We start from the raw sequence: 26025 nt of genomic DNA, 5'->3' as shown, positions 1-26025 counted from the left end.
TCAGGACGAATTCCGCGCCGCGGCGCCGGGCAGGGGCGGGGCGGTGGGCGCGCCCAGGGTCTCGACGTCGCTCTCATCCTTCAGGGCGACGCCGGTCAGCTCCAGGCGAAGCGCCTCGCGCGCCAGCCAGCCGATCTTGAAGGCCGCAGCCGCGTAGCTCAGGCCGGCCCCCCGGATGTTCGAGACGCAGTTGCGCTCGGCGTCGGTGCGGCCGACACGCGGCGCGAAGGTGATGTAGGCGCCCAGGCTGTCGGGCGATGACAGGCCGGGCCGTTCGCCCACCAGCAGGATCACCAGCCGGGCCTGGAGGATCTCGCCCACCTCGTCCCCGAGCGCGACGCGCGCCTGGCTGGCGACGACGATCGGGCCGACCCGCCAGTTCGCAGCGTCGATCACTGGCTGCAGGGCGCCGAGCAGGGCGGCCGCGTGGGCATGGACGGCGGTGCTGGAGAGGCCGTCGGCGACCACTACCGCCAGGTCGCATGGCGCCTTTGCCGCCTGGGCCAGCCGCTGGCGGCTCGTCTCCGACAGCCGGCGGCCGAGGTCGGGGCGGCGCAGGTAGGTGGCCCGGTCGACGGCCTGGCTGGTCGCCTCGAGCGTCCGGAACCCCAGCGCTTCGATGTCGTGCGCCGTACGCGCGCTGTCGAACGGCGTGGTGACGGCGTCGCGGGCCTGGGCATGGGCGAGCGCGAAGGCCAGGACTTCGCGGGTGGGCAGGCTGGCGCCCGTGCGGCCCAGGGCGATGCGGGCCGGGGTCAGGCGCGCGAGCCGGCTCCAGGGATCCGGCGGCGGGCTCACGAAAACCCTTCCAGCAGGGCGTGGCCCGCCCGGGCGGGGGCGAGGCGCCCATCGCTGCGGGTGATCTGCCAGCGCGCCAGCCAGGCCTCGAACTCCGGCGCGCGCTTCAGGCCCAGCAGTTCGCGCACATAGAGCGCGTCGTGGAACGAGGTGGACTGGTAGTTCAGCATCACGTCGTCGGCGCCCGGCACGCCCATCACGAAGGTGACCCCGGCCGTCGCCAGCAGGGTCAGCAGGGTGTCCATGTCGTCCTGGTCGGCCTCGGCGTGATTGGTGTAGCAGACGTCGACCCCCAGCGGCGCGCCCAGCAGCTTGCCGCAGAAATGGTCCTCCAGCCCGGCGCGGATGATCTGTTTGCCGTCGTAGAGATACTCCGGCCCGATGAAGCCCACGACGCTGTTGACCAGCAGCGGCTCAAACGCGCGGGCGACGCCGTAGGCGCGGGCCTCCAGGGTCTGCTGGTCGATCCCGTGGTGAGCGCCGGCCGAGAGCGCTGAGCCCTGGCCGGTCTCGAAGTACATGACGTTGTCGCCCAGCGTGCCGCGCTTCAGCGACCGGCCGGCCTCCAGCCCCTCCTGCAGCAGCGCCAGCGTCACCCCGAAGCTGGCGTTGGCGGCCTCGGTGCCCGCGATCGACTGGAAGATCAGGTCGACCGGCGCGCCGCGCTCGATCAGTTGCAGGGCCGAGGTGACGTGGGTGAGGACGCATGACTGGGTGGGGATCTCGAACCGCCGGATCAGGTCGTCCGTCAGGCGCAGCAGGTCGCCGATCACGCCCAGGCTGTCGCTGGCCGGATTGATGCCGATCACGGCGTCGCCACAGCCGTACATCAGGCCGTCGAGGATCGAGGCGGTGATGCCGGCCAGGTCGTCGGTGGGGTGGTTGGGCTGCAGCCGCACCGCCAGCGTCCCCGGCAGGCCGATGGTGTCCCGGAACCGCGTCGTCACCCGGCATCTGGACGCCGCCAGGATCAGGTCCTGGTTGCGCATCAGCTTGCTGACCGCCGCCGCCATCTCCGGTGTCAGGCCCCGGGCCAGGGCGGCCAGCGCTTCGGACGTGGCCGCTTCCGACAGCAGCCAGTCGCGGAAGCCGCCCACCGTCAGGGCCGCGACGGGCCGGAACGCCGCCTCATCGTGGGTGTCACAGATCAGCCGGGTGACGTCGTCCAACTCGTAGGGGATCAGCGGTTCGGCGAGGAAGGCCGTCAGCGGCGTGTCGGCCAGCACCATCCTGGCGGCGACATTCTCCTGTGCCGACCCCGCGGCGATCCCCGCCAGCATGTCGCCGGACCGCAGGGGTGAGGCCTTGGCCATCACCTGCGCCAGGCTGTCGAACGTCCAGGTCGTCGCGCCCAGGGTCTTGCGATATCGCATGGCCGCTCCCAGCCGCCGCTGCCGGCATGGTGGCCCTAAACCCCGGTCCCCCCAAGCGGAACCGCCTGGCGCGGCGCCTGTGCCGTCGCGTTGGCCCGCTTCAAGGCCGGGAGGGCTGGGCGCCGGAGTTTGCGCGACCGAGGCGGCGGTCGAAATAGAGTGCGGCGCCGACGATCAGGATCAGCCCCGTGACCGCCGCGCCGTAGGAGATGTTGAGCAGGAACTGGACCCACGAGAGCTTCACGCCGATCACGTCGCGAAAGACCAGCAGGGCCACCGAGCTCACATACCCGCTCGCGTCTGCGACATAGATCAGGAAGCCGGCCGTGCCCGCCTGGCCGCCCGCGGCGATGAAGCGGTCGAACAGCAGCGCGTTGAACGGCGTGTAGGCGAGGTAGAGGCCCGCGCCCAGGCTGATCATCCAGGCGACGGGGCCAATCAGGTGCTGCTGGAAGGCCAGCGAGCAAAGCCCGGCGGTCGCCAGCCCCACCGCCACCAGGGCCAGGTTGGCCAGGAACGCCCGCCGGTTGTCGCGAACGAACATGACGACGCTCAGGCTGGCCAGCACGATCCCGGCGACCGGCAGCTCCGAAAGCGTGAAGATCTCGGCATCGTCCTTGAACCCAAGGCCGTTCCATATCTCGACGGCGAAATTATCGCGAAAATCACGCAGGGCGGTCAGGCCGACGTAGATTGCCACCAGGGCGATCAGACCTGGCGCGAAGGCCGCGAACATCCGGACCCGGGCCGCGCCGTTCATTGGCGCGCGCACGACCCGCAGGCGCTGGTCCTCGGCGTTCGGCGGCGGCAGGGCGGCGAGGCCGAACACACAGATCAGCAGCAGCGGCGCGAACAGCAGGCCGGTCACCGCCGGCATCCAGTATTCGTTCGCCCATCCCCGCAGCATCACCCCGGCGCCGACCGACTTCACAACGCCTGACGACACGATGAAGCTGACGCACAGCATCGCGCCCAGCGGTTCCGAGAGACGGCGGCCCTCCAGGAACCCGAACACCAGGCCCCAGATCATGCCCAGCGCCAGGCCGTTGGCGAACAGGCAGGCGATGTTCCAGGGCGCCGGGATCAGGGCGAATAGGACCAGCGACAGTTCCGCGGCGGCGATCAGCGCCAGGATGGCGATGGCGCGCCACTGCGGCGGCATTTCGGAGATCACCTTCACGCCGGCGATCTTGGAGATCGCATAGCCCAGCAGCTGGGCGATCACGAGGGCGATCTTGTACTTCACGAACACCGGCACGACGCCGGCGAAGCCGGCCACCGTGAACGGCTTGCGGAAGGCGTACATGGCGAAATAGGCCCCGAAAGCCATGAGGCCGCCGTAGAGTGTGAAGACCGGCGCCGGCGCCCTCGAGAGCCAGTCGCGAAGGCGAGCCATCGGGGACACGATGGCCTCGGCTGCGAGGCTCATGCGGCGCCGACGCGGGCGGCGATCTCATGCACCACCGGCAGGAGTTGCGAGACGTCCTCTATGACGTAGTCTGCGCCGGCGTCCTTGAGGCTGGTTTCGGCGCGGGCCAGCCGCGCTCGCCGCTCGTCCGGCGCCAGGGCGTAGAAGGCCGCGGCGTCCAGCCCAACCTCGTTGCCCGACGCCGAGAGGCCGACGGTCCAGCAGCCCGCCGCACGGCCCTCCTCGATCCCGACCGGGGCGTCGTCCACCTTGATGCACGCTCGCGCCGGCCAGGCGTCGAGCGCGATCAGCGCCTTCCAGGTCATCAGCGGGGCGGGGCGTCCGCTGGGCGTTTCGCCGGCGCAGACCACGATCTCCGGCGCGTAGCCCTGGGCGGCGGCGGCGGGCAGGATGTCGGCCATCATCTCGCGGGTGTAGCCGGTTCCGGAGCCGATCCGCACACCCAGCGCGCGCAACTCGGCCGCCGCCTCGGCTGCGCCCGGGATCAGCCGCGACGTTCTTGCGGCGGCGGCGGTCATGGCCGGGACAAGCCGCTGATACAGCCGCTCGACATCGGCCTCGGAGGCCGGGCCGCCCATCTTCGCGGCCCAGCGGGTCGACACCCCCGGCTCCGCCAGCAGCGCGCGCAGGTGGTCGAGCTTGGCCTTGCCCATGTCGCGGCGGGCTTCGGCGGCGGACAGCGCCAGGCCCTCCTCGGCGAAAACGCCGACCATCGCCTCGACCGGGGCCATGCAGCCGAAGTCGATCATGGTCCCCGCCCAGTCGAAGATCACCGCTCGGATGGGAAAACTCATGCGAGCGCCTCCGCCTTGAGACCCAGAAGCTCGCCCAGCACCCGCTCGGCGAGGCCGAAGCTGGTGGACGCCCCCGTGCCGCTGGTGACCATGACCAGGCGCACCCCGGGCTCCGGCGCCTCGATCAGATAGGTGCGGTCGTCGGCCACCGTGTAGACGCCGGCCCAGCGCTCCAGCACGGGCGGCGCGTCGCGTCCCGTCGCGCGGGCGAACTCGTCCAGGATGTCACGCTCGGCCGCGGCCGGCGCGAAGGGCGCGGGGAGGCGGTCATAATGATGGCTGTCGCCCACGATGAGGCCACCATCGGCCCCTTGTGCGACGATGAGATGCACGCCGTTCTCGAAATGGCTGGGCTGTTCGGCGCGCAGCTTCGCCTCGAGCCGCCGCGCCTCCGGCAGGTCGGCGTATCCGCGATAGCGGGTCAGGCCGAGGTCCGACATCAGCGCGCCGGGCAGCCTGAACCCGGGGTCGGTGAGTTTCAGCATCGAGAGCCGGCACTTGCGCAGGCCATGGCGGGCGATGAGGTCCGGGTAGAGCGTGACGAAGTCCTCGCCCGGGCAGACGACGACCGCCGCGGCCTCGATCGGGCCGCGCGACGTGCGAAGCCTGGGCGGCGTCGTCTCGAAGGCCACGGTCTCATTGAAGAAGGCCACACCGGCCGCCGCCAGCCAGGCGGCCAGCGCCGGGATCACCGTCCGCGATTCCAGCCGCAGTTCGTGCGGGCTGTAGAGCGCGCCCTGCAGGTCCGAACCGCCAAGCCCGTCGGTGAGGCCGCGAAATCCGCCGGCCGACAGCAGCGCGCAGCCTTCGCCCATCTCGGTGGCCAGGAACGCCTCGATCACCGCCATGGCTTCCGGCGAGCGGGCGGTCAGGTAGAGGCCGTGGTGCTCGATCGGCAGCGCCGCCTCGGCCGCGACCCGCGCCCAGACGTCGCGCGTGCGGCGCGCCAGCCGCCAGCTGTCGCCCCGCGCCTGACCGGTGACGGTAATGAAGCCGAAGTTGCGGATCGAGGCGCCGTTGGCGCGGGCGTCACGCTCGATCACCGCGACGCGCAGGCCCGCGCGGGCGGCCAGATAGGCGTGCGCCAGGCCCAGCACCCCGCCGCCGATCACCGCCAGGTCGAACGCCCGCGACCCCATCATGCCGCTGCGTCGCCCAGCGCGGTCCGCAGCGGTTCGAGCCAGCGCTCGTAGCGGGTCCATTGGTCCAGGCCGTCCCGGAAGATCGGCTGCCGCACCTGCTCGGAGCTGGGCGTGCGCACGCTGCGGCGGGTCTTGTGGAATTCGAGGCAGGCCGGCTCGAAAGGTAGGCCGCAGAAGTCCAGCATACGGCGCACGCTGCCCTCCAGGTCGGCGATCACGTCCTCGTGCCGCACGCAGAGCACCTTGCCCGGCAACGCTTGGTCCCAGTGCCGCATCAGCTCCAGATAGGTCCGGTAATAGCGGGCGATGTCGTCCATGGAATAGGTGAACTCCTGGCCCTGGGCGAAGAGCTGCTTCAGGTTGCTGAAGCAGCACGACATCGGCTCGCGGCGCGCGTCGATGATGCGCGCGTTCGGCAGCATCAGGTGGATCAGGCCGATGTGCCGGAAGTTGTTCGGCATCTTGTCGATGAAGAACGGCCGGTCCGTGCGGTAGGCCCGGGTCTCGCTCAGATAGCGCTCGCCAAGCTGGCGCAGGTCCTCGCGTGTCAGGTCGGCCAGGCCGGCGGGATAGCGTGGCGGGTCGGCGTCGGGGTCATGGCCTTGGATCTCCAGCACCCGGTGCTGGACGTTCGACAGCTCCTGGGTGCCCTCGACCTGCGAATGCGAGGCCAGGATCTGTTCCAGCAGGGTGGAGCCCGAGCGCGGCAGGCCCAGGATGAAGATCGGGTCGGGATCCGGCGCGCCCCAGCCCGCGCGGGCCCGGAAGAAATCCCAGCTGCAGACCTGGATCTGCCGGCGCGTGTTGGCCTCGATGTCCTCGGGCGCGTAGCGGCTCTCCGATCGCCTCAGGGCGTTGCCGCGGTCGTAGTAGAGCCACGACTCCGTGATCTCGCCCCGGTCCTCCAGAGCTTTGCCCAGCGCGAAGCACAGATGGTAGCGGTCCTGCAGCCCGGTCGTCGCCGCCGCCTCCTGCTCGCGCATGCGGCCGATCTCGTCGTCGGTGAACCGGTACGTCTTGAGATTCGCGAGACTCCAGTAGGCGTCGCCGAAGTTCGGCCGGGCCGTGGCGGCGGCGCGATAGGACTCGATCGCCTCCGGCACGCGCCCGACGGTCTTGAGCGCATGTCCCGTCCACAGCGGCACGTCCCAGGAGTGCGGTGCGTCGGCCATCAGGCCGCGATAGATGTCGATCGCCTGATCGTGGTGGCCCAGCCCGACGGCGGCGGTCGCGGCCAGGGTCCGGTAGTCCAGGTTCGCTGGCTCAAGCGCCAGGAGTTGATCCACCTGTAGCGCCGCCTCGGCGAACTTCTGCCGCTTGACCAGCGTCTGGGCATAGTCGTGGCGCGCCGCCGTGTAGTCGGGCGTCAGCGTCAGGACCGCCTCCAAGAGGATGTCCGCCTCGTCCAGCACATCGTGCGCCAGGGCGATCCGGGCCAGCAGCCGCATGGCCTCGGGGTGGTCGCCATGGGCCAGCAGGTAGGTGCGGACGATCTGTTCGGCGGGCGCCAGGTCGCCATCGGAGAACAGACTGGTAGCGATCACCACCTCCGGCGGCAGGCTCGCGAGAGTCGCCACATGCTCGCCGGCGGTGGCGGCGTTGGCGCGGTCTCCGGTCAGGCCGTAGAGGCTCTGGAGCATCTTCCAGCTGGCCGGCAGAGCCGGATTGATATTGACGGCGACAAGCAGCGACTCGATCGCCCGCGGAGCGTCCTTCAGCTGCACGTGGCAGAAGCCGCGCTCCTCGTGCAGGCGACTGAAGGCGGGTTGCAGGCGTTCGAGGCTTTCGAGCCGGGCCAGCGCCTCGGGAATCCGGCGCAGGTGGCGCAGGCTGACGGCGGCGATCAGCAGCAGGTCGCGGTTTTCCGGCAGGTCGACGAGACGCCGCGCGGCGCGGTCCAGGGCCTCGGCATGCCGCCCCTCCTGCTGCAGCCGCGGCAGCAGGGCGACCTCGTCCTCTACGGACAGGGCGGGCGCCGGATCAGCGGTTACGGACATGGGTCTCCAACAGAGATGGGCGGCGGCCGGACGCCGCCACCCTCTCCCACATAGCTGTGTGTGTCAGCTTCAGAAGGTCGCGCTGACCGCCAGGCTCACCTGCCGCGGCCGGACGGGGACTTCGGACCGGATGAACTGGGCGGTGCTGGTGAAGGTGGAGTGGTGCGAGTTGCCCAGGTTCGTGCCGATGAGCCGGACGGTCCAGTTGTCGCGCGAAACCCCGATCTGGGCGCCGTAGAGGGCGTAGGCTGGCAGCCGGAAACGCAGATAGGTGGTGTCGGGGATCGGAATTTCGCTGGGCGCGTCACCGGGCGTGTAGTTCGACGGCTGGGTGTACATCGCGCCCACATAGTTCACGTCGCCCTGGACGAACGCCTTGAACGCGTCGACCGACCAGTCGTAACGGGCCGTCAGATTGCCCGACCACTTGGGCGAGAACGCCGAGACGCCGCCTTGCACGCCGAACGGGTTCACGAACGGCTTGCCCTTGATCGCGGTGATGCAGTTGCCGGAGTTCGGCCCCTCGTTGGCGGTGAGACAGGGCGAGTTCGACTGGCTGTTGTCGTTGTAGGCGCCCGAGCCGGAAAGGGTGAGGCCCTCCATGGGCAGCGCCGTGAACTGCAGTTCGACGCCCTTGATCTCGTAGCTGGGACCGTTGACCAGGAAGGTCGTGTTGCCGAGGCAGCACGGCTGGTAGAGGGCGATCTGAACGTTGTTCCATTTCATATAGTAGGCCGAGGCGTTCACCTGCAGCCGGTGGTCGAAGAAGTCCTTCTTGGCGCCGACCTCGTGGTTGGTCAGCGTGTCTGGGGAGTAGGCCAGGGGGGTCTTGTACTGCGGCACGCCGTTGGCGTCGGGCGCCTTGTCCCGGGCCGAGCGGCTGAAGCCCCCCGGACGGAAGCCTTGCGAGAAGGTGTAGTACAGCAACGTGCCCGGTTCCGGCTTCCACTGCACGCCGAGGTGGCTCTTGAAGCCATCGTAGGTGGCGTGAAGGTGCTCGGCGTCGATGTTGGTGTTGTGCCCGCAGAGCAGCACGTTCACGCACGCGCCGTTCGTGCTGTAGACCGACCCGGTCTCGTTTTCCTTGTAGTGATAGTATCGCGTGCCGGCCGTCACGGTGAGCACGTCCGGGATGACGTCGAAGTCAAGCGATCCAAAGAAGGCGTACTGGTTGTAGCCTCGCTGGACTTGCTCGCCGAAGCCGGTGTTGTCGGGCCGCGGCCCCGGCTCGTTGGTCGTCGATCCCGGGAACGGCTCGTCGTTGCCGAAGCATGTCGGCCCACCGGCCAGCGCGACGGCGAGGTTGTTGCCGACGCGGCAGGCCGGCACGGTCTTGTAGTTGAAATCCATGGTGTCGTAGATGCGGAACTTCTCGTAGTAGGCGCCGGCGATCCCGCGCAGCCGCCAGGTATCGGGTGTGCTCAGGCGGGCTTCGTGGCTCCAATGGGTGTTGCGGACCCGGTCGTACCAGCTAGTGACCGGCGAGTAGCAGGTCAGCGGCCCCTTCCCCAGCAGCCCCGCTCCCCCGCCGGTGCACTCGTAATACTGTCCGTACAGCGTGCGCGAATAGTTGGTGTAGTCCTGCTGTTGCTTGATGTTCCGGGTCATGTAGCCCCCGGTGTAGATCGCCTTCAGGGGCCCGAGCTTGCCGTTCACCGTCCAGGCGGTGTTGGAGAACCGGTCCTTGTCGTAGGTCGGTGAGAAGGCGGTGATCTGCAGCGGCTTGAGCGGCTGGAAGTCCGAGCCCACCGGGTAGGAATTCGCCAGGCCTTCGGCATTGAGGTATTGCAGGCTCTCGGTGATCAGCACATCCCAGTCGTCGTTGACCTTGTAGAGGGCCGACAGGCGCGCGCCGTCGTGTGTTACCGGGTTCCAGTCCTTCTTGGCGACGGTGGAGTTGTTGGCCGGTTGCAGGTTGGGAATGGTGCAGAAGCCCGTTTGGCTCCCGGCCGGCTTGCCGTTCGGACAGACGCCGTTGGTGGGCTTGATGCCGAAGTAGACGTTGTTGTCCTGGTTCGAGCGCGTGAAGTTGCTGGGCACGTTGTCGATGTAGCCGCCCTGACGGTCGTTGTAGATTACCACCCGGACGGCCAGCTTGTCGGGAATCACCCCGACGTTCAGCACCCCGGTCAGGCTGGTGCTGGGATCGCCGGAGGTCTGCAGGCCATAGGACGCGTCGAGCCGGCCCTCGAAGGTGTTCAGCTTGGGCTTGTTGGTGATGTAGCGCACCGCGCCGGCCTGGGCGCCGCCGCCAAACAGCGTGCCCTGCGGACCCTCGAGGATTTCCACCCGCTCCAGGTCGGCCAGGAACAGGTCGACGTTGCGGGCCGGGAACTGCATGGACTGCTCGTCCAGATAGAGGGCCACGTTGGGGAAGTTGCCGACCGTGGCGCTGGACTGACTGCCCGCGAAGCCGGCGCTCAGGCCGCGCATGAAGATGTTGCCCTGGCCGGGGCCGTTCTTGGCGAACGAGATGTTCGGGGTGAAGCGGAACAGCTCGTCGACGGTGAAGATGGCCTTGTCGCTCAGGGTCTTCGTCGAGAAGGCCTGGATCGTCATCGGCACGTCCTGGATCGACTGCTCGCGGCGCTGGGCGGTCACCACCAGTTCCTCGATGGTCCCGGGCGAGGCGTCGGCCGCCTCGGCCGCATAGGCTGAGGCCGCTCCGCTGCTCAGCAGCGCCATAATGGCGCACGAAATCAGATAGCTGGTCTTCATAGGATATCCCCCGAAACGCACGCGGCGACCGCGACGGAGGGGGATGGGAGGCCCCTGCAGGCGTGGCCGGAACGTTGCGCGGAAACTGGCGGACATCCAATTCCGGAGCCAATATTAAAAAACAAAACAGGGGATAGGTTCCACCTATGGAGATGTATCCGTCATCAAAGTGCAATCGAAATGAAGTAATATTTATTACTGTCGTAATAACAAGCTGAAAACACGGGTTGTATCGTGACCGTCAACCACCAGCATCTGCGGGCATTTCATGCGATTGCCGTGGAGGGCAGCTTCAGCCGGGCCGCGCGCCGCCTGAATGTTGCGCAACCGACGTTGTCGCAGCAGATCAAAGCGTTGGAGAACCGTCACCAAGCCGCCTTGTTTCAGGGCCGTCGACCGCCACTGCGGCTGACCTCCATGGGCCAGGACCTGTTCGCCCTGACCAAGCGGATGTTCGCCACGTCCGATGAGATCGACGAACTTCTAGGCGGCGAGGCGGAGGCTGGCCCGCGTTCGATTCGCCTGGGGTCGGACTCGCCGATCTACGCGGCGCGCTTGGCCAAGGCGGTGATGGCGTCTCATCCGGAGGCCGCCATCGAGGTGCGGATCGACAATGCGCGTGAAACCATGCGGCGGCTGCAGGAGGCGAGCGTTGACGTCGTCGTCTCCAGCGATCCGCCGATGGACGGCCAGTTCTTCTACGAACCGCTGTTCGCCGATTACCTGATGGTCGCCGTGCCCTCGAGCCATTCTCGCGCGAAGGACGGGTTGATCAATATCGAAGCCCTGGCCCACGAACCGCTGTTGATCCGGGAGCCGGCATCGAAGACGCGGGCGGCCATGGAGATGCTGCTGGCCACGGCCAATGTCGCGCCAGACTGCTTGATCGAGCTGCACAGCCGCGAGGCGATCCGCGAGGCGATCGCCCTGGGCATGGGCGTCAGCCTGTTCTTCTCCAGCGAGTGTCCGCCGGACGCGCGCCTGGCCTTCCTGCGCCCGACGCCCCAGGCCGAGCGCGCCCAACTGATCGGCTATGTGGTCTGCCGGGTGGAGCGGCGTCGTACGGCCCTGATGCGCGCGGTTTTCGCCGCGGCCGAAACCTTGAAACCTTTGAGCCCGCTCCCGCTACCTGGCCTTTCCCATCCCGTTGAGGCCGCCCCCCTTGTCGCCCGAGCGGCGGCGCTGGCGGCGGTACGCTCACGCCCAGGGCGTCGAAGCCATGCTGAACGCCGACGGGGACCTGAGGGCGGCGCCGCGCAGCAAACATGACGTCGACGCTCACCCGCGTGAGGTCGCAAACTTCAGCAGTGAAGCGGAAGCGGCCGCACACAGCTTAGACGCAATCGACCCATCAGCCGCCTCGCCAGAATCCCAACGTCACGGTCGACGGTAGAGAAATCGATTCTCGATGCGTCCTTGTTCGTACCGACAATCCTCCGGTTTCGCCGGTCGAACTCGAAGACCGGCGGCCAGCTTTCGCGCGGGCGTTGTTCATGGCGGACCATCCGCTCGGGAGCGTGGCCTACGGGATCGCCGCGCTGGCGAACGGATCGCCGCAGGCGCGCGACCGGGCGCTCGTGGCGGGAGGGTTGGTTGACACGCCCACGCTGGCTATGGCGCCGGTTCGAGGCCCGGCGATGTCGCCGCAGGCACGAGTCGCTCCGCCGACGCTGCCGCGGCCCAATATCCGGTTTAGAGACCGCAACGCGAACGGACAGGCGACGGGCATCCCTGAAGTTTACCTGACAGTTCCTTGTCGGATATTGTCAGCTCCATGCAACATCGGCAGCGTGGCCGCGCTGCCGGGCGGCGGACTCTTGTGATCTCGCGACGCCCAGCTGATTTTCCGGACGGGGCCATCCAGGAAATGCAAGGGCATCTGGGCGAGTTTACGAACAAATTTCAAGGGGATAGGCGGCATCCATGACCGAACACCACATTCGTTATGACATAGACGCTGACGGTATCGGCGTTATCACCATCGATCGGCCGGAAAAGCGAAATGCGATGACCTATGCCATGCTTGGCAAGTTCATCCGCTGTGTCGGCGAGGCCGGCGCGGATGATCGGGTGCGAGTCCTGATCATCACGGGAAGCGGCGGCGCATTTTGCGCGGGGACCGATCTGGCGGACCTGGCGACCATTCCCGGCGAGACGCGCGGCGTGCGCGGGCGCGCCGACGAGGGCGAGAAGTGGTGGCCGATCGTGCAATGTCCGAAACCGGTCATCGCGGCCATCGATGGCGTCGCCGTCGGCATGGGCGCGGAATTCTCCAGCCAGTGCGACGTTCGGATCATTTCGGATCGGAGCCGATTTTCTTGGAACTTCGCGCATCGCGGACTGGTGCCGGATACCGGCGCGGGCAGCTGGCTGTTGCCGCGCCTCATCGGGCCGCATCGCGCGCTCAGGCTATTGTATTCGGGCGCCGTTCTCGAGGCCGCCGAGGCCAAGGAGATCGGCTACGCCGCGGAAGTTGTCGCGCCCGCGGCGGTGATGGAAACCGCCCTGGCGGAGGCCCGCCGCTATCTGGCCTCTTCGCCGTTCTCGCTCAGACATATGAAGCAGCTGGTGTGGCGCGGAATGGAGCGCGATATCGCCCAGCACATGGAAGCCCACGTCCAGGCCTTGAGCGCCTGCTTCAAGTCTGCCGACCATAAGGAAGGCGTAGCGGCGTTCCTGGAACGGCGGCCGGCGGTGTTCGTCGGGCGTTGATGTTGCGAACCTTGGCCCCCAGGCGCCGGCAGACTCCGGCGGACGCACCGCGGCGTTTGGGTTTCAGCCACGCGATGTCGTGGCGGAGGTGGCGTACCCGTGGGCAATGCGCTCTGATGGCGCCGCCGATCCGAACCGCCGCTGGAGACCGATATGGCGCAGACCACCACCTACGTTGAGGTTCCGAGTGCGCCGGCGGCGAAACCGGCCGCCGCGGCCCGCCTCGAGTCCAGCCGCTACACGTCGCGCGCGTTCATGACCCGCGAATGGGACCAGATGTGGACATGCACCTGGCTTCTGGCGGGAATGGAATGTGACCTGCAGGCGCCCGGCGACTTCTTTGTGTTCTCGATCGGCCGGGAGTCGATCATCGTTACGCGGACCAAGGAGGGTGGCGTCTCCGCTGTCTACAACGTCTGTCAGCACCGGGGAAACCGGCTGCTGGTCAAGGAGCGGGGCTGTCACAAGGCCATCACATGTCCCTACCACGGATGGTCGTATGACCTGGAGGGACGGCTTCGGGCGACGCCCGATGCGGACCGTTTCAGCCAGGGCATCGACCGCGACGCCCTGTCGCTCAAGCCGGTTAAGGTGGAGCTCTGGGCGGGCCTAGTCTGGATCAACATGAACCCCAACGCCGAGCCGCTCGGCCATTTTCTAGGGCCGATCCCCCAACGTCTGGCGCCCTATTGCTTCGAGCGCATGACGCTGGTGGCCGATCAGACCGTGAGTCTCGACGCCAATTGGAAGACCGTGATCGATAATTTCAACGAACAATACCATGTCGACTTCCTGCATCCGCAGCACGCCAGCTTCGTCGATTGCTGCAACGCCGCCAACCAGCTCTGGCCACATGGCCACCGCAGCGTCCAAGTTGAAGGCTTTGTGGTCAATCCGCGCTACCCAGTCCCCGACGAGGTGCCCGCTCCGCTTAGGGCTGCGATCGCGCCGCTGGGCATGGATCCCGGGGAATTCGCCGGCCGGGTTCCGGACCTTCGCAAAGCCGTGCAACGGCAAAAACGTGAGGTGGGGGCCAGTCTCGGCTACGACTATTCCGCCTTCAGCGACGACCAGCTCACCGACGTCTGGCAATACGACCTGTTTCCAAATGTCATCATGACCGTACAGGCCGAAGAGCTTTGGGTGATGCGGCCAAGACCGCACCCCTCCGACCCTGACAAGTGTTTCTTTGACAAATGGACGCTCCGGACCGCGAGCCATATGGCTGCGACCGGGTCGGGGATCGGACTTAGCGTTGAGGCCCACGCGAGCGGCGTCTGCGCTCGCCCGGAACGCGAGGTGTTCACCCAAGAAGACGTGGACGCCGGAAAATACTCAATGAACATCACCATCGACCAGGATGTGCACCTGCTGCGATACATGCAGGCAGGCATGCATTCACGGGGGTTCCGCCAGGCGTTTCTCAACGATGATGAATCACGAGTGCAGCATTTTCACGACTAGCTCGATGTGGCCCTGACCTAGTGGATCGACTCTAACGTTTCCCTCCCGCGTTTGACGGCGGCGAGAATGGCGTCTGGTTTGGCGGTCCAGATGAAGGGTTTGGGGTCGTCGTTGGTCTCGGCGATGAAGCGGTGGATGGCGGCCTGGAGATCGACGACGCCCTTGAAGACGCCGCGCTTGAGGCGTCGGCGAGTGAGCTTGGCGAAGTAGCCTTCGACAGCGTTCAGCCACGAGCATGATGTCGGGGTGAAGTGGAAGGTCCAGCGCGGATGGCGGCCCAGCCACTCACGCACCTTGGGATGTTTGTGGGTGGCGTAGTTGTCCAGGATGGCGTGGATCGATTTTCCGGCCGGGACGGCGGCCTCGACGGCATTGAGGAAGCGGATAAATTCCTGATGCCGGTGGCGCTGCATGCAGCGGCCCACGACCTTGCCCTCCAGCACGTCGAGGGCGGCGAACAGGGTGGTCGTGCCGTGGCGCTTGTAATCGTGGGTCATGGTCCCGGCGCGGCCCTTCTTCATCGGCAGTCCAGGCTGAGTGCGGTCCAGGGCCTGGATCTGGCTCTTCTCGTCGAGGGACAGCACCACGGCGTGGGCCGGCGGGTCGATGTAGAGACCGACGACATCCCTCAGCTTCTCGGCGAACTTCGGGTCGTTGGAGAGCTTGAAGGCGCGCATGCGATGGGGCCGCAGGCCATGGGCCTTCCAGATGCGCTGCACCGAGGAGATGCTGACGCCCGTCGCCCTGGCCATCGCCACCGCCGTCCAGTGGGTGGCCTCATGCGCCGGCTCGGTGTTGGTCAGGGCCACCACCCGATCGATGGTCTCGATCGGTACGGATGGGATGCGTGAGGGGCGGGTCTTGTCGCGCACCAGGCCTTCGACGCCTTCCAGCATGAACCGCTCCTGCCAGCGCCAGACGCAGGTCTTGTCCTTGCCGGTCGCCGCCATGATGGCGTTCGTGCCGACCCCATCGGCCGTCAGCATGACGATCCGCGCCCGCCAGACGTGCTTCTGGGGGCTGTTGCGATCTCGGGCTATCGTCTCCAGGCGGAGCCGATCCTTGGACGTGACGGTGATGGAAATCCCTGTGCGCATGCCGCAGACTCGCACGACCGCCACGCCACGGGAATCCCAAACTGGGAGTCTTCCGTTAGGGCGAAACCACTAGATGTCCAGTTCCACGCTCAAGCGGGTTCTGTCAGGCAGCCGCACCGTCTCGTGGCGGATATCGAGCCCCGCTCGAACAGCAGGTCCTCTACGTTGCACAGCCAGGCCGGGTAGCGGACTTAAATCATGACGACCAGCCGGATCACTTCTGGCGATGAATCGAACTCGCGGAACGGATCGGGGGTCTTGGTCTGACGGGCGATTGCGGCCGCGCGCTATGAAGCTAGGTAGGCCGTCACAATCCCTTCTTGTGGGCGTTCGCCCGACTCTCTCCCGAGTATTTGTAGCGTCGCAAATGCAGCTGCACCGATCGGGGTTCGACTGGACAACCTGTTGAGCGCTGGCAGCCTGAGCGCCGGGTCCGTCAGCCCGCGGCGAGCTTGCGGGCCTGCAGAGTCGCGGCGATTTCCGCATGTCGGCGCCGATCGATGCGATAGAGAAACATCAGGGCTGTCGCCGCCAGCGAGACGGCGGCCGCGCTCGGACCGGTGGCCCAGACGAGTTTGTTCAGCATCGTCGGCGTGAGGTGGGCCGTGACGCCCTGCGCGGCCGCCATCTTCGGAAAATGGATGATGTCCAGCGCGATCCCGGCGAGCAAGGCGCCAAGCCCTGTCGCCGCCTTCTGCGCGAAGCCGATGCCGGCGAAGAACAGCCCCTCCCGACGGGCGCCAAACAGGAAATCGTGCTCGTCGGTAGCGTCGGCCATCATCGAGCCGATGGCGATGCCCGTGAAGGTCAGACCGACCCCGGCCACGAAGCTGTTGATGCAAAGCGGCAGCACGGCGGCCGCGCCGGTCGGTGTGAACAGACCCAGCGCGCGCAGGGTGGAGAGCCCGCCTTGCGCTACGCAGAACATTGCCAGGCCCGATATCACCAGGACCTTCTTTTCCAACCGTCGGCCCAGGATCGGGGCCAAGGGAACGCCAACCATCAGGCCGACGAACACCGAGACGGTGATCAGCAGAATCTGAGGCGAACTGATCCGCCAGACGAAGACAAACATGTACCCGCTGAGGGTCGCGGCCAGCCCCTGGGCGCTGGCGAACAGCACCGCGCAGGAGAACATTACCCGGAACGACGGGTTCCTGAAGATTTCGGCCAACTCCTCGAACAGGCGCCGGTGCAGGGCCGTTTTGTCCCGCGCCGCCACAGGCAGGGCTCCGGCGAACCGTCGCGCCCCCGCCACCGACACAAGGCCGCCCACCAGGATCACAACCGCGGCAGACCACGCCAGGGGCGCGTATCCCTGCGCGTGGCGCATGCCCTCCGCCCCGCCGAGAAAGACACCGTACCCGAGGACCAGAACACCCAGCGGACCGAAGATCGAGAACAGGGTGCGATAGGTCACCACGCTCGAGCGTTCGATATAGTCCGTCGACAACTCGGCCCCCAGGGCCAGAAACGGGACGTGGAAGATCGAGATTGCGAAGCGCATAAGCAGAGATACGGTCACCAGCCAGCCGAACAGGCCCACGGTCGAAAGCCCGGCGGGCGGCGAGAACGCCAAACCCAGTCCAAGCGCCACCAGCGGCCCTCCGAAGAACATGAACGGAATCCGCCGTCCCCAGCGAGAGCGAGCGTTGTCTGAGAGGGATCCCAACAGGGGGTCGGCGATCGCGTCCGCCACCAGACTGATCGCCGTGGCGGCCCCCACCAGGGAGCCCGGCATGCCGAGCAGCGCCGTGTAGTAGAAGAACAGGAAGGTGCTGAACACCGACGTGCTGACGCTCTCCACGAGCTGGCCAGCGCCGGCGGTCACCATTATCGGAGTGGAGAGGCGCAATCGCGACGCGGCGATGCCCGCTTCGCTTGGGGGCGTGCCTGCGTTTGTCAGTGACTGCGGACCAGCCGGCCCGGCCTCGCGCCCGTGTCCACGTCGTTCTTGCGGGTCATAACGCCGTTCACGTAGGTCGCAAGATATCCCGAAGCGGGTTGCAGAATGCGCGTCCCCCCCGCCGGCAGATCATCCCTGACCTCAAGAGCTCCAAGCCGCAGCCGATCGAAATCGATGACATTGATGTCGGCGCGCTTACCGACCTCAAGCGATCCACGGTCCGTCATTCCATAGAGGTCAGCGTTGCGCTTGGTCTGCTTGGCGACGATGTACTCAAGGGGAATGCCTTCGCCCCTGGACCGGTCACGCGCCCAGTGGATCATCTGGTAGGTCGGCGCCACCCCATCGAAAATCAGATTCACATGGGCGCCGGCATCACTGAGACCTGTAATGGTTTCGGGATGCAGCAGCATCTCCCGGATGGCATCAAAGTTTCCGGCGTGGAAATTGGCGCCGAGAAGAATGGCGAAGCTGCTCCCGTCGTCTCTTGTTAAGAAGTCGTACATGAACTCTTCCTCGGACTGGCCGGCGTCCGCTGCGCGCTGCGCAAAGTTGCTTTCCCGGGTCGGCTCGTAGTTGATCGGGTGATCCAGGGCGAAGATGCGCCGGGCGGCGCCCTTGAAAATGAGATGAGCGTTGGCGATCATTCCGCCCCTGTCCGAAGGGCAATCGCGGTCCGACAGGATCGCGGTGCGAACCTCAGGCTTGCGCATTTCGGCCACGCGCTGCCTTGGCGGCAGCGCCTCAAGCTTGAGATACGTCTCGCGGCGCTGAAACATATGATAGGTCGCGATGTTGGTGACCAGGCCGATCGGCCTTGAGGCGACCTGAGGATAGAGTTTCGCCGCGCCGGTGTTGATGGCCGTGACCTTGTCCAGAACCTCGCGCCAGGCCTCCGGGCTTTCGTCATGTTGCACCAAGGTGAAGGTCACCGGGCGTCTGCTGACCTGCGACACCTGATCCAGCAGCGCCACCTCGTCGGCCAAAGTGTGCTGTTCGCCACCTAGCTGCTGAAGTTCTCCCAGGGATCCGGCGGGAATGAGTTCGAAGACGCCGCGGCCTGCACGGCCCATAGCTTCGGCGAGCATCATGATCTCGTCGTCGGCCGCAAAGGTGCCGGGGATGGGCACACCGCCCATGGTGCGATGACCGATGGTGCGGGAGGTCGAAAACCCGACAGCGCCGGCCGCCAGCGCCTCTTCGACCAGCTGCGACATCGTGGCCATGTCTACGGGTGTCGCAGCTTCATTGGCGCGGCCGCGCGCGCCCATGACGTAGTTTCGCAGCGCCGCGTGGGGAACCTGCGCGCTGATGTCCAAGGCGAACCTGCGCGTCGCCAGATAGTCCATGTACTCCGGGAAGGTTTCCCACGCGCCCCACGCAACCCCCTCGTAGAGCGCCGTGCCGGGAATATCCTCGACGCCCTCCATCACCTCGATCAACTCCCGTTCACCGCCTGGCAGCGCCGGCGCAAAGCCAACGCCGCAGTTCCCCATCACGACAGTGGTCACCCCGTGGCTGGCGGACGGGTCCAGCTGATCGTCCCAGCACACCTGCCCGTCGTAGTGGGTGTGCACATCGACGAAGCCCGGGGTCACAATAGCGCCGTTGGCGTCGAATGTTTCGCGCGCAGCGGTGGAGATCGACGGGCCGATCTCGACGATGCGGCCATCCTTGATCCCGATGTCGCCCCGCGTCGGCGCTCCGCCCAGGCCATCAATGAGCTTGCCGCCCTGGATCAGAATGTCGAGCATCTGGGTCGCCCAATCCTATGCGAGAGCGGTCTACTCTCGTGTTCGGCGAGGCGTATCGAAACTGGCGGAAACGCTAGAAACCGTGCCGTCCGTCTGACGGGACGATCTCTGACGCTTGGGCCGCGGGGCCGCCGGCCGAGGCGAAAACTGGATGCGGCCACGCTCTTTCAGACATCCTCCCCCCACCGGACGGCAACCGGTGGCCGCTTCGGGGCGGCGGCAAGCGAGCACCGTCCAGACCGCAAAGGCGGCTGCGGATGGCGGTGCTTGCCGTTGCACGGTCGCTGGTCTCCACCTCAGTGCAGCGCGACGAAGCCCGCACGGTGGCGGCGCAGGACGGCGCCCATGAGGCCGAAGCCCGTGATCAAAAGCACCCAGGTTGCGGGTTCAGGCGCCGGCGAGATGGTGCTGGAGGCGCGGTTGAAAGTCGCTGTGCCGAGATAGGAGATCGCGTCGGATCCTGGACAGCTGTTGCCGCAGTTGGCGTAGAATCTCGCGGCGATGAAATCATAGGGGAACGATTGCCCCTCCAGGAACGTCTCAAGCGACGTTTCGCTTGTTATGGGTATGATCGGTCCGCAGCAGAACTGCGTGATGAGCCGGATTCCGTATGTGTACCGGGTGTCGATGCCGTCGTCGCCCCGGACCCTGAGGGACCGGCGCGCCCGGAAGTCGGAACGAAAATCCTCGAACTGGCCGAAGTAGGTGTACGTCGCCAGCACGCCCTCCACTGGCGCCTCCGGAATGCCCAAGAACGCCGCGCCGATGGCGTTCGTCGGATCGTCCGCCGTCAACACGCCGTCGGCGCGATATCGGAGATAGGGGCCGCTATCGTCGACGCCGGTCTGGGTCGAAAAGGTGGGCGTCACCGTGAAGGCAACCTGAAACTGGAGGTTCACGGCTTCACCGAAGCTGGTCGCACACCCTTCGAAGTTGCAGTTCCTCTGCTCATAGCGGTCCGTCACGTTGACATCGAACACGTAGACCGACGCCGCCACGGGCTGAGCCATGGCCAGCACGGCGGCGAAACCCATGAGGGCGAGGAATTTGGCAGGCATATCGAGACTTCCAACAACCGGCCCACTTGCCGGGATACTCTTCCGAATATCCTAGGATGTTGCAAAGGCTAATGAAATTGGACTGAAGACCTACGACTTTAGACGTATGGTCCCGGCTTGTCGGGCGCCGTCGTTCAGCGCGGGGGCCTCCCCGAGCGAATTCGGCGCGAGAGCCCCTGCCCAAGAGCCGGATCGCTTGCGTCGGACGCCCGACACCGCGCACCATCCGCAGTCATGAAGATGCTCGTCGTGGACGACCATGCGATCGTGCGGCAGGGCCTGGCGGCGCTGCTGATCGATAGCGGGGCGGCGGCGCAGGTGCTGGAGGCCGGCGATGCGGCGGCCGGGCTGGCCCTGGCGCGGGCGCATCCGGACCTGGACGCGGCGATCCTGGACCTGCGAATGCCGGGGGCCGAGGGCGCCTCGGCCGTGCGGGCCTTCGCCGCGCAGCGCCCAACCCTGCCGGTGATCGTCTTGTCATCCTCGGAGGACGCCGCCGACGTGCGCGAGGCGCTGGACGCCGGCGCGCTGGGTTATGTTCCCAAATCGGCAAGCCCGGAGACGATACTTTCGGCCGTGCGGCTGGTGATTGCGGGGGAGATCTATGTGCCGCCGCTGATGCTGCAAGCTGAGTCTCCCGCGGCGGCCGGCGGCCCCGGCGGCGCGGGGGAAGCGCTGACCGCACGCCAACGCGAGGTGCTGGCCTGCGTCGCGCAGGGGCTGTCCAACAAGCAGATCGGGCTGAAGTTCGGCCTCTCCGAGAAGACCGTGAAGGTGCATGTGAGCGCGATTCTGCGGGCGCTGGGGGTCGCCAACCGCACCCAGGCCGCGACCGCCGCCCAGGCGCTGGGCGTGGGCGCTACTCCGCCGCGGGGGCCAGCCGCGCCGGCCGGCGGATGAGGTTGCTGACCGCGGCGCGCAGGCGGGCGTGACTGAGCGGCTTGTGGAGCAGCGGATAGCCGCTGGCCTCGGCCTCGCGAATGCTCTCCGCCGCAGCGTCCCCGGTGACCAGCAGCGCCGGCACCTCGACACCGAGCGCGGCCCGGACGCGAGCGACGGCCTCGACGCCGTTTTCGCCGGCGCGCAGGCGATAGTCGCAGATGATCAGGTCCGGAGCCCCCTCACCGGACACGGCGGCCAGGGCCTCCTCCACGCCGCCGACCGCGATCACGCGGTGTCCCCAGCTTTCCAGCAGCGCCGCCATGGCGACGCGGATCGCCTGCTCGTCGTCGATGGCCAGGATGGTCCCGGTGCGCAGGTCGACCGGTGCGCGGCGCGGCGCGGAGGGCGCGACCGCCCTGGCCGTCGCGCGCGGGACCAGCACGCGGAACGTCGTGCCCTGGCCGGCTTCGCTGTCCATCTCCAGCGGATGGCCGAGGATGGCGGTCAGGCGCTGGACGATCGGCAGGCCGAGGCCCAGGCCCTTGGCGCGGTCCCGGTCGGGGTTGCCGATCTGGTAGAACTCCTCGAACACCGCCTCGCGCTGCTCGGGCGCGATGCCTGGCCCCGTGTCGCGCACCTCCAGGCAGTAGCTGCGCCCACGCCTGCGGCAGCCCACGATCACCCAGCCGCTTTCGGTGTAGCGCACGGCGTTGCTGATCAGGTTGGGCATCACCCGCTCCAGCAGGATCGGGTCGGACAGCACGTAGGCCGTCGTCGGCACGATCACCAAGTCGATGCCCTTGGCCTCGGCCTCCGGCTCCAGCTCATGGCAGATCCGCGCCAGCATGGGCTGCACGGGCAGCACCGTGGGCTTGCCGTCGATCAGCCCGGCATCCAGCCGCGAGATGTCGAGCAGCGAGGTGAACAGGCCGTCCAGGGCGCCGATCGAGGCGTCCATCTGATCGACCAGCTCGGCCGACCGCTTCGGCAAGCGGTGGCTGCGCATCGCCCCGATGAACAGGCCCAGCGCATGGACCGGCTGGCGCAGATCGTGGCTGGCGGCCGCCAGGAAGCGGGATTTCGCAAGGCTAGCCTGTTCGGCGATCGCCTTCTGCGCGGTCAGGCTCTCCACCAGCGCGGCGTTCTCGAACCGCAGGCGCAGCGCCTGAACCTGGCCCTGATTATAGTGCCTCGCCAGCAACAGCACGGTCGGGATCCACGCCAGGAAGCATACCGTGCACGCGATGTGCAGCACGTCGCCCTGCAGCGTGAACCACGCCACCACCGGAATGAATGTGGGCAGGAACGACGCCAGGAAGGCCGGCAGGTAGCCGCCGAACGCCATCATGCCGCCGTAGGCCACCGCCAACAGCACGGCGACCACGAACATCTGCAAATCGACGCGTCCCGGCGCGAGCAGCCAGAGGGCGCCCACCCCCCAGGTGAGAGCGCCGATCAGGGTGCCGATCACGAACCGGTCGGCCCACCTGCGCCATTCCGCATCTGGGGGACGGGCGCGCTGGAACGCGATCCGCAGGCCCTGGCGCGCCCCGGTGTTGAGCGTCATCACCCCCATCCAGATGCCCGCTTCGGGCGCCGGCAGCGTCCCGACCCAGACCAGCAGGCAGGCCAGCAGGCCTCCCACGGCCAGGGTCGTCACGACCGGGAAGCCGCCGCTGGCGTAGAGCAGGCGTATCTGCTCGGCGCGCACGGCGTCCAGGGGAGCGGGCGGGGGGCGGTGGATCTCGGCCGCGGTCATGGGGCCCTCGGGCGGCGGTCGGCCATCTTCGCGGAAGTTGCGACGCATGGCTACGCCGAAGCCGGAGCATGGCGCCGTCGAAGCCCCCGAAGAACACGGCCGCTGTAAAGGCCAAGGTTAGGCCGCGGCGCTCGGGTTTGGAATTGGACTGATGGCCTACGCCCTTCGACGTAGTTGTCCTCGCCCGGCGCCGTCGCCGACGACATTCGCAGCTGGGTGATCGGTGGTGGCGCGCCTGCTGTGGAGCCCGCGGTCGCCGATCCATCACCTCGGCCGCCGGCCGTTAGACCAGACGGTGTTCACCTCTTCGATCAAGTGGCAATGACGCCGCCGCGCCCTCAGGGCTGCGCCGGCAAGGCCGAAGCCGGCCAGCATCAGCACCCAGGTTCCGGGCTCCGGCACGCCGCCGCCCATGCCGAGCGGCGGACCGCCGGTCTGCAGGACGTCGAAGCTGAGGCTGACGCCGTCGAGCACGAAGCTGCTGCCGTCGAGGATGGGATTGTCGAACTTCGGACGGTTAAAATCCCACGGGAGCGATGGGCCGCTGTAGGGCTGGATCGATGCGGCCGAGAGACCGAAGTTCAGGTAACCCAGGCGATTGAGCAGCATCAGGTTATCGCTGTTGAGGTCAAACGAGAGGCCGAGGTCACCGTAGAGCGCGTGGTAAGTGTTCACCACCAGGGTGTGCACGTGGTTGATCGTGGGGAAACCGGCGATCGCGGGCCCGTTCTCGTCGGTAAAGCCGAGATCCTGGGTGTCCGTGGTGTCGAGCCCCTGGGTCGCGTGGCCCGTGGCGGTCTGGCTGGGGACGAAACCGCCGATCCCCAGAATGAGGTTGTCCGCGAAGTTGTCAGTATGGGTCGTGGTGGTGGTGCGGGTCATGTTCACGATCAGCCGGCGATTGGGGAAATCCGCGGTTGGAAAGCCCGAGATGACATCGTCGACGGTAGTCGTGGAACTGTAGCGCGGGTCCGAATGGGCCTGGGACGACAGGCTCGCCGAGGTGACGGCGAAGGTCCGGCCCTGGCCGTCGGAGAGGTAGGGTGACAGGTCGAACCGGCCGGTGAAGCCGCCGGAAAAGCCCGCCAGGCCGTCCACGACCGCGCCCGGCGTCTGGGTGAGGACGACGGTGTTGGCATCGGCAGACGGCGCGATGGCCGCCAGAGAGATCGCCAGTGCGCCCGCCAGCACCATATTTCGCAAATGCCGCATACTCATCTCCAGGCGTCCTTGTTGGGTAGCCTGGATTGTCGCTCGGAGAATGTGCCGACGATATTGGGCTGAGGTCGTAGTCCCTTGGACCTAGAGCAGAGTCTGCTCAAGCTGCCGGGCCTCGGCCACGTCAGGCCGGTCCTGCTGCTCGGCGTGCATCGTTTTTTTTGAAGCTCAGCTGCTCGCGCTCGCAGAACCTCCAGACCTCGCCATGACTGCGCGCATAGATCCAGCCAAGGTCACGGCCCTCCTCACCGTACATCACATACCGGTAGTCTGGATCGACATAGAGCACGAGAAGCGGCAAGCTGACGGGACAGAACGCTTGGACTCGCCAGTGCGCGTTGCCCGTGCCCGGCCGCAGTCGAACGTGAACCGTAAGGTGGAGGCAGTCGGGCTGTCACCGGTCTCCAAGAACGGCCGGAGAAGCGACGTTACGCCAAGGGAATCAACTTTGTTCGGATGAAGTCGACGCGGCCCAGCAGCATCCCGGCATGCTCTCGTGTCGGCGCCACGGGAATCGGGTAACCTCAACGCCCCAGTCCAGCCTGGTCCCCTTGCCCATCCCCGCCCTCTACGACCCCGCTAGCACCCGGACAATTTTAGTCTGACAACACCTGCGGGGGTATCGCGAGAACCTCCTGCTCGCCGACGACGGCACCTTCGGGTCGCTGGAACTGGCCCAGCCGTTCAACCTCGGAGGCCAGGCCGGCGCATCGCGTTTCCGATAGCGCGCCTTCACCGTCAGCGCCTTCCTGGACGGGGCCTGGGTCGACAACCGCCGCGGACCCGATCCGTCGCCGCAGTCGATCGCCAGCCTGGGTGCAAGCCTGGCCTGGACGCCGATTGACGCGCTGTTCGTCCGCGTCACCTACGGCGAAGCGCTTCGAAGCGCGCCCGCCAGCGGCGGCCACGATCTGCAGGACCGTGGCGTGCAGTTCCGGATCACCGTCCGTCCGCTAGCGGTCCGAGAGGTCGCTAGCAGTTTCCCCAGTTGGTCTCTCCGCGGAGAGACCAATTGCCCGGACTGCGTGGCGGAGCGTCTTCATCCTGCGAAACCGGCCCATCGCCCGTTCTCGTCGTCGGAACTGTTGGTGTGAATTCTCCGCCCGGTTGTTCAACCAGCGTCCGGTCTCGTGGCGTACGGTGGCGCCGATTTTCGCGAGATCCTCATATGAACGTCGAGACTGAAGGTCGCTCGCGCCAGGTCGCCAGCGTCCTTGGAGGTTGCGCTTTCTCGGGCCACGGTCTTTGTAGGCAGGTGGGACAACGAATTTCCAGATCTGACGCCAAGGCGGGGCAGCCCCCCCCAGAGACCCGGGTCGTGGGCGGTGGCGTCCAATCCGAGGAATCGCTTGTCCAGACCGGCGCACTGCAGAGCGCCATTTTCAACAGTGCCAACTTCTCGAGCATCGCCACCGACGCCAAGGGTGTGATCCAGATCTTCAACGTCGGCGCCGAGCGGATGCTTGGCTACACGGCGTCTGAAGTCACGAACACCATCACCCCAGCTGACATCTCCGATCCTCTGGAGCTGATCGCGCGCGCCGAGGCGCTGAGCGCGGAGCTCGGCACGCCCATCACCCCAGGATTCGAAGCGCTGGTGTTCAAGGCCTCACGCGGCATCGAAGACATCTATGAGCTTACCTACATCCGCAAGGACGGCACCCGTTTCCCGGCGGTGGTGTCGGTCACCGCGTTGCGCGACGCCCAGGAGACGATCATCGGCTACTTGTTGATCGGCACCGACAACACCGCGCGCAAGGAGGCCGAGGCGGCGCTCCTGAAGGCCGGGGCGCTGCAGAGCGCGATCTTCAACAGCGCCAACTTTTCGAGCATCGCCACCGACGCAAAGGGTGTGATCCAGATCTTCAACGTCGGCGCCGAGAAGATGCTGGGCTACGCCGCCGCTGACGTGATGAACAAGATC

Annotated in this window: 18 protein-coding genes and 1 pseudogene; 5 read left to right on the top strand and 14 right to left on the bottom strand. The window is 66.9% G+C overall.

Features of this window, described 5'->3' with window-relative positions; all coding sequences use genetic code 11:
* The 7 genes from eutC to Q0R13_RS14575 form a co-directional block, all read right to left on the bottom strand.
* Nucleotides 1-798, bottom strand: a complete 798-nt coding sequence (eutC, locus tag Q0R13_RS14605) for an ethanolamine ammonia-lyase subunit EutC (protein ID WP_293905144.1) — start codon at nucleotides 796-798, stop codon at nucleotides 1-3.
* Complete coding sequence (locus tag Q0R13_RS14600) at nucleotides 795-2171, bottom strand: ethanolamine ammonia-lyase subunit EutB (protein ID WP_293905143.1); 1377 nt, start codon at nucleotides 2169-2171, stop codon at nucleotides 795-797. Before Q0R13_RS14600 ends, eutC begins: the two co-directional genes overlap by 4 nt.
* A gap of 100 nt (nucleotides 2172-2271) precedes the next feature.
* Nucleotides 2272-3600, bottom strand: coding sequence for a DUF5690 family protein (locus tag Q0R13_RS14595; RefSeq protein ID WP_293905142.1), 1329 nt, complete (start codon nucleotides 3598-3600; stop codon nucleotides 2272-2274).
* Nucleotides 3597-4394 (bottom strand): phosphonoacetaldehyde hydrolase, encoded by a 798-nt coding sequence (phnX, locus tag Q0R13_RS14590; RefSeq protein WP_293905141.1) that lies wholly within the window; start codon nucleotides 4392-4394, stop codon nucleotides 3597-3599. The genes Q0R13_RS14595 and phnX overlap by 4 nt, the downstream gene beginning before the upstream one ends.
* Nucleotides 4391-5536 (bottom strand): TIGR03364 family FAD-dependent oxidoreductase, encoded by a 1146-nt coding sequence (locus Q0R13_RS14585; RefSeq protein ID WP_293905140.1) that lies wholly within the window; start codon nucleotides 5534-5536, stop codon nucleotides 4391-4393. The genes phnX and Q0R13_RS14585 overlap by 4 nt, the downstream gene beginning before the upstream one ends.
* Nucleotides 5533-7533 (bottom strand): tetratricopeptide repeat-containing sulfotransferase family protein, encoded by a 2001-nt coding sequence (locus Q0R13_RS14580; RefSeq protein ID WP_293905138.1) that lies wholly within the window; start codon nucleotides 7531-7533, stop codon nucleotides 5533-5535. Before Q0R13_RS14580 ends, Q0R13_RS14585 begins: the two co-directional genes overlap by 4 nt.
* Nucleotides 7534-7602: 69 nt before the next feature.
* Complete coding sequence (locus Q0R13_RS14575; protein ID WP_293905137.1) at nucleotides 7603-10251, bottom strand: TonB-dependent receptor; 2649 nt, start codon at nucleotides 10249-10251, stop codon at nucleotides 7603-7605.
* A gap of 234 nt (nucleotides 10252-10485) precedes the next feature.
* On the opposite strand from Q0R13_RS14575, the gene Q0R13_RS14570 reads away from it, so the two are divergent.
* The 3 genes from Q0R13_RS14570 to Q0R13_RS14560 all read left to right on the top strand — a co-directional run bounded on the left by Q0R13_RS14570 (nucleotide 10486) and on the right by Q0R13_RS14560 (nucleotide 14427).
* A complete protein-coding gene (locus Q0R13_RS14570; RefSeq protein WP_293905135.1) occupies nucleotides 10486-11520 on the top strand; it encodes a LysR substrate-binding domain-containing protein in 1035 nt (344 codons plus the stop codon).
* 654 nt (nucleotides 11521-12174) lie between these two features.
* Entirely contained in the window at nucleotides 12175-12963 is a 789-nt protein-coding gene (locus Q0R13_RS14565; RefSeq protein WP_293905133.1) for an enoyl-CoA hydratase/isomerase family protein, read from the top strand.
* A 153-nt stretch (nucleotides 12964-13116) separates the two neighbouring features.
* A complete protein-coding gene (locus Q0R13_RS14560; RefSeq protein WP_293905131.1) occupies nucleotides 13117-14427 on the top strand; it encodes an aromatic ring-hydroxylating dioxygenase subunit alpha in 1311 nt (436 codons plus the stop codon).
* Between the two features lie 17 nt (nucleotides 14428-14444).
* On the opposite strand, the gene Q0R13_RS14555 is transcribed toward Q0R13_RS14560, so the two are convergent.
* The 4 genes from Q0R13_RS14555 to Q0R13_RS14540 all read right to left on the bottom strand — a co-directional run bounded on the left by Q0R13_RS14555 (nucleotide 14445) and on the right by Q0R13_RS14540 (nucleotide 20242).
* Nucleotides 14445-15524, bottom strand: a complete 1080-nt coding sequence (locus Q0R13_RS14555) for an IS630 family transposase (protein WP_293905341.1) — start codon at nucleotides 15522-15524, stop codon at nucleotides 14445-14447.
* Nucleotides 15525-15960: 436 nt separating this feature from the next.
* Nucleotides 15961-17358, bottom strand: a complete 1398-nt coding sequence (locus Q0R13_RS14550; RefSeq protein WP_293905129.1) for an MFS transporter — start codon at nucleotides 17356-17358, stop codon at nucleotides 15961-15963.
* A 68-nt stretch (nucleotides 17359-17426) separates the two neighbouring features.
* On the bottom strand, nucleotides 17427-19184 hold the full coding sequence (locus Q0R13_RS14545; RefSeq protein WP_293905127.1) for an amidohydrolase family protein: 1758 nt from the start codon (nucleotides 19182-19184) through the stop codon (nucleotides 17427-17429).
* Between the two features lie 296 nt (nucleotides 19185-19480).
* Entirely contained in the window at nucleotides 19481-20242 is a 762-nt protein-coding gene (locus Q0R13_RS14540; protein ID WP_293905125.1) for a PEPxxWA-CTERM sorting domain-containing protein, read from the bottom strand.
* A gap of 234 nt (nucleotides 20243-20476) precedes the next feature.
* Between Q0R13_RS14540 and Q0R13_RS14535 the strand changes: the two genes are divergently transcribed.
* Entirely contained in the window at nucleotides 20477-21142 is a 666-nt protein-coding gene (locus tag Q0R13_RS14535; RefSeq protein WP_293905123.1) for a response regulator transcription factor, read from the top strand.
* On the opposite strand, the gene Q0R13_RS14530 is transcribed toward Q0R13_RS14535, so the two are convergent.
* The 3 genes and pseudogenes from Q0R13_RS14530 to Q0R13_RS14520 form a co-directional block, all read right to left on the bottom strand.
* Nucleotides 21102-22883, bottom strand: coding sequence for a hybrid sensor histidine kinase/response regulator (locus Q0R13_RS14530; protein ID WP_293905121.1), 1782 nt, complete (start codon nucleotides 22881-22883; stop codon nucleotides 21102-21104). The two genes, Q0R13_RS14535 and Q0R13_RS14530, sit on opposite strands and share 41 nt — an antisense overlap.
* Before the next feature lie 264 nt (nucleotides 22884-23147).
* Nucleotides 23148-24077 (bottom strand): PEPxxWA-CTERM sorting domain-containing protein, encoded by a 930-nt coding sequence (locus tag Q0R13_RS14525; RefSeq protein WP_293905119.1) that lies wholly within the window; start codon nucleotides 24075-24077, stop codon nucleotides 23148-23150.
* Nucleotides 24078-25054: 977 nt separating this feature from the next.
* Nucleotides 25055-25258, bottom strand: a pseudogene (locus tag Q0R13_RS14520) (DDE-type integrase/transposase/recombinase); the annotation flags it as partial.
* 161 nt (nucleotides 25259-25419) lie between these two features.
* Here Q0R13_RS14520 and Q0R13_RS14515 point away from each other — a divergent pair.
* A partial coding sequence (locus Q0R13_RS14515; RefSeq protein ID WP_293905118.1) for a PAS domain S-box protein occupies nucleotides 25420-26025 on the top strand: 606 nt, incomplete at its 3' end.

Source organism: Phenylobacterium sp. (assembly GCF_025351295.1).
In the GTDB taxonomy this organism is placed as follows: Bacteria; Pseudomonadota; Alphaproteobacteria; order Caulobacterales; family Caulobacteraceae; genus Phenylobacterium.
Note: the sequence above shows the minus strand (reverse complement) of the source record. Positions and strands in the feature narration are given on the sequence as shown.